This window comes from Actinotalea ferrariae CF5-4, from assembly GCF_000603945.1.
Lineage (GTDB): Bacteria > Actinomycetota > Actinomycetes > Actinomycetales > Cellulomonadaceae > Actinotalea > Actinotalea ferrariae.
Window position 1 is genome coordinate 1 of sequence record NZ_AXCW01000301.1, and the last position, 4,392, is coordinate 4,392.

Here is a 4,392-nt window from a genome sequence, read left to right on the forward strand (position 1 = left end):
CCGTGCCCCGGCCCACCGCCGAGCAGCTCGTCGACGCCGCCCTCGAGCGGTGGCGCGGCGCGCTGGCCGACCGCGCGGGCGACTCGGCCCTGCTCGACGTCGACCGGCTGGGCGACGCCCGCCTCGACCTGTCCACGGCGCACCCGTCGGGCATCGCGCAGCTCTTCGCCGGCCGGGAGACCCGGCTGTCCAACCTCGTCCGCGAGGGCGGCGCCCTGGCTGCTGCCCGGCGCAGCGCCCGCGCCGTCGTCGCGCGGGCGGACGACCACGCCCAGCGGTACGGCCTCGCCTCGGCGTTCCTGGCCATCGGTGTGGCGACCTGGACCGAGCCCGTCCCGCCCCCTGCGGGCCGGGCCGCGGCGGGGACCACGGACGCCGACGACGTCGCTGCGCTCGCCGCCGCCACGCAGGCGGGGGCTCCGCCGAGCCCGTCCGCCGCGGACCGGCCGGAGGACGGGGGTGCGGCGACCCGGACCGTGCGCGCGCCCGTGCTCCTGCGTCCCGTGGCGGTCCGCCCACGCGGACGCGGGGAGAGCGACTTCGACCTCACCCTCGAGCCGTCGCTCGAGGTCAACCCGCTCCTGGCGACCGCGCTGCGCAGCCGGGGCGCGCTCCTGGACCCCTCCGCGCTCGCGCGCGGCGCCTTCGCGGAGAGCGGCTTCGACCCGCGCGCGGCGCTGGACCGGCTCCGCTCGCTCGGTGCCGCCGTGCTGGAGGACTTCGCGCTCGAGGACCGCCTCCTGGTCGGCACCTTCGTGCACCCCGAGCAGGTGCTCGTCGGCGACCTCGACGGGCTGCGCGACAGCGCCGTCGGGCACGAGGTCCTCCGTGCCCTCGCCGACGACACCGAGGCCCGCGCGGCCCTCGCGCACGCCCTGCCGGACCCGCTGGCCGGCGACCGGCCGCTGGAGCAGGAGCGGGGCGTGGGGGACCTCGACCGCGCCCAGGTGCGCGTGCTCGACGCCCTCGCCGCCGGGCACCACCTGCTGCTCGACGCGCCGCCGGGCAGCGACGTCGCCGGCACGCTCGCGGCCGTCGTCGCCGACGCCGCGGCGACCGGCCGCACCGTCCTGTACGTGGCGGGCCACCGCCGTGCCGGGCACGCGCTCGTGGAGCGGCTCACCGCGCTCGGCCTGGACGAGCTCGTCCTCGACGTCGCCCCGGACTCCGGGTGGCGGCAGCAGGCCGCGTCGCGCCTCCTCGCGGCGATGACGGTCCAGCCCGTCGCGGTGCCGGAGGAGCAGGTCGCCATCGTGCAGCGCGAGCTCCTCGACCGCCGGCGCCGCCTGGCCGGCTACATCGAGGGCCTCCACCGCACCCGGGAGCCGTGGGGTGCGTCCGGCTACGACGCCCTCCAGGCGCTCGCCCGCCTGACGTCGGCCCGGCCCGGGCCGCAGACGACGGTGCGGCTCACCGCCGCGGTCGCCGAGTCGCTCACCCCCGAGCGCCGGGCCCAGGCCGCCGTCGACCTCGTGCGCGTGGCCGCTCTCGGGGCGTTCTCCGCCGCGACGCGGTCCAGCTCCTGGTACGGCGCGGACCTCGTGACCCCCGACCGCGCACGGGACGCGCTCCGGCATGTCGAGGAGCTCCTCGAGGCCGTCCTGCCCCACGTGACCGCCGAGGCGGAGCGGGTCGCGGAGGCCACGGGCCTCGTCGCGGCGCAGACCCCCGCCCAGTGGTCCGAGCAGCTGACGATGCTGGCGGAGGTGCGCCGGGCGCTCGACGTGTTCCAGCCGATCGTGTTCGAGCGGTCCGCCGCGGACCTCGTCGCGGCGACCGCGACGTCGGCCTGGCGCGCCGAGCACGGCGTGGACATGAGCGGGATGGTGCGCCGGCGCCTGCGCAAGCAGGCCAAGGACCTCCTGCGGCCCGGCCGGCCTGTCGAGGACCTGCACGCGGCCCTCGTCCACGTGCAGCAGCAGCGGGAGGTCTGGCAGGCGCACTGCCCGGCCGGCGGGTGGCCGCGTGTTCCCGTCGGACTCGCCGAGATCGAGGAGGAGAACGCCGAGCTCGTCGCCCACCTCGACGCGCTGAGCGCGACCCTGGGCCTGACCGGGGAGGCGCACCTCGACCGGCTCTCCTGGGCCGGCCTCGCCGGACGGCTCCAGCGCCTGCGCCAGGACCAGGTCGCGCTGGAGGTGCTGCCGGAGCGCACGGCGCTGCTGCGCAACCTCGCGCGGCAGGGCCTCGGCGCGCTCGTCGCCGACCTGGAAGAGCGGCAGGTCGGCGTGGGGTTCGTCGCCGCCGAGCTCGACCTGGCGTGGTGGACGACCGTCTTCGAGGAGATCCTCCGCCAGGACCCGGCGCTCGCCGGGTACGACGGCACCGCCCTCGCCCGGCTCGTCGCGGAGTTCCGCACGCTGGACCGGCGCCACCTGCGCGACCGCGCCCTCCTCGGCCTCGCCGAGGCGAGGGAGCTCCTGCGGACCCGCCTGCGCGGGGCCGACGAGGAGGCCCAGGGCCTCTTCGCCGAGCTCGTCGAGCACCGGTTCAGCGGGTTGCGGACCGCCGTCGAGCGCTACCCGCGCGTGGTGCGGCACCTGCGACCCTGCCTGGTCGCGTCGCCGATGCTCGTGCCGCAGCTCCTGCCGGCGCAGCGGTCCGAGGACCTCGTGGTGCTCGACGCCGCGGGTCACCTGCCGATCGAGGCCGTCGTGCCGGCGCTCGCCCGCGGGCGCCAGGTGCTCGTCGTCGGGGACACACGGTCCGCGAGCGGCACCGCGCTGCCGGCGCTCGCCGAGGTGCTGCCGACGCTCTCCCTGCACGCCGACGCCTCCCGGCGGGACCCGCACCTCACGGCCTTCCTCGCCGACCACGGCTACGCGGGGCTCCTGACCGCCACGCCGCTGCCGGCCACCCAGGCCCTGCTGCGGCTGGACGTCGTCGACGGCGTCGGGATGCCCAACGCGCACGGCGCGGTCGAGTCGACGCAGGCCGAGGTCGACCACGTCCTCGAGCTCGTCACCGAGCACGCCCTGACCCGGCCGGAGGAGTCCCTGGCGGTCGTCACCGCGTCGCCGGTGCACGCGACGCGCGTCCGGGACGCCGTCCTGGCCGAGGTCCGCGACAACCCCGCGCTCGAGGGCTTCTTCCGTGCGGACCGGCCCGAGCCGTTCGTCGTCGTCGAGGCCGGGGCCACCCAGGGGCTCTCGCGCGACGCCGTCGTCCTGTCCGTCGGCTTCGGCCGGACCCCGCACGGCCGCGTGCTGCACCGGTTCGGGGCGCTCAGCGAGCCCGGCGGCGAGGGCCGGCTCCTCGAGGCCCTGGGGGCCACCCGGCACCGGCTCACCGTGGTGAGCTGCTTCGCGGCCGAGGACCTGGACGAGGACCGGCTGCGGGCGCCCGGCGCCCTCGCGCTGCGCGACCTCCTCCGGCTCGCCGCCGAGCGGACCGCCGCGCCCGCGGAGCACGGCCGCACGGCGCCCGACGGCGGCGCGGAGCCGGACCGTCTGGTGCTGGACCTGGCCGAGCGGCTGTGGCGCATGGGCCTGCCCGTCGACCTGCACCACGGCGTGCCGGGCGGCGCGAGGCTGCCGCTCGTGGTCGGGCACCCGGACGTCCCCGACGAGTGGCTCGTGGCCGTCCTCACCGACGACGACGCGTACGTCGGCGAGCCGAGCGTGCGGGTCCGTGACCGTCAGGTCGCCGAGCGCCTCGAGCGGCTCGGCTGGACCGTCGCGCAGGTGTGGTCCGCCGCGGTGTTCCTGGACCCCACCGGGGAGGCGGAGGCGATCGCCCAGGCGGCCGCCGAGGCTGCCCGCCGCCGGGTGGTCGTGCGCGCCGCGCGGCCCGTGGTCCGCCCGCCCGCCCGGGTCGTCGACGACCCGACCGGCGACGCGGACGAGGACCTCCCCGGGGACGACGTCGCGCCGGACGGTCCGGCGATGCGCGACGACGGCGCCGCACCGGCCGTCGACCCGGCCCCGGGCGGCGACGCCGCCGGGGACGACCGGGACCCGCACGAGGACGCGCACCGCGACGCGCACGACGAGGAGTCGGCGGAGGACGGGTCGACGTCGGTCGACACCGGCGTCGCGATGGTCACCGCGGTGCCCACGCCGCGCGGCCCGCGGCCACCGGTGGAGCGGGGACTGCCCGTCGGTGCCTACAGCGACGACCAGCTGGACGACCTCGTGGCGTGGATCGTCGCCGACGGCCGGCGTCGGGACGACGAGGAGCTCGCCGCCGCGCTGCGCGAGGAGCTCGGGGTCACGCGTCGGGGTGCGCGGCTCGACGCGGTCGTCGAGGCCGCCGTCCGCCGCGCCCGCTGAGCGACCGGGGGACGATGGTGCCGTGAGCGACGAGGGACCGGTGCCGTCCGGGGCGGGGCCTTCCGCAGCAGGAGCCGCCCGCCCGGAGCGCCCACCGCGCCGGCGCGGGTACCGCCGGGCG

General features: G+C 78.5%; 1 protein-coding gene. It reads left to right on the top strand.

Annotated elements, in window-relative coordinates:
* Positions 1-4,271, top strand: a 4,271-nt coding sequence (locus tag N866_RS21565) for a hypothetical protein (protein ID WP_034228571.1), incomplete at its 5' end; no start/stop codon positions are given.
* Positions 4,272-4,392: the final 121 nt, after the last annotated feature.